The sequence below is a fragment of the Mesorhizobium sp. M00.F.Ca.ET.216.01.1.1 genome (assembly GCF_004010325.2).
In the GTDB taxonomy this organism is placed as follows: domain Bacteria; phylum Pseudomonadota; class Alphaproteobacteria; order Rhizobiales; family Rhizobiaceae; genus Mesorhizobium.
In genome coordinates, this window is record NZ_SADR02000514.1 from 1 (window position 1) to 290 (window position 290).

A 290-nucleotide genomic window follows, 5' to 3' on the forward strand; every position below is an offset into this window, starting at 1 on the left:
GCCCGCCCCGTTGCTATCGACAGGACCGATACCGCCATATTCGAAACCGCGGATCATGCGGTCGTTGCTCTGGAAGTGGTCAAAGATGCGTAGATCACCACTGCCGTAGCCAGCAATGTACCCAGCGCCGCCCGAGACGAGACCTACAAGGTCAAGCTGCTCCGACAAGGTCTCATAGACGCTCGCACGCCCGGTCACCTTCACCCACTTGGCATCGCCGCCCAGACCGGCGACCTCGGTCGTGCCGTTGACGTATAACCCTTCATGCGGGTTCTTCATGTCGTCGATGG

General features: G+C 60.3%; 1 protein-coding gene. It reads right to left on the reverse strand.

What is annotated here, in order from left to right:
* On the reverse strand, positions 1–290 hold a 290-nt coding region (locus EN859_RS37230; RefSeq protein ID WP_145972014.1), incomplete at both ends, for a BamA/TamA family outer membrane protein.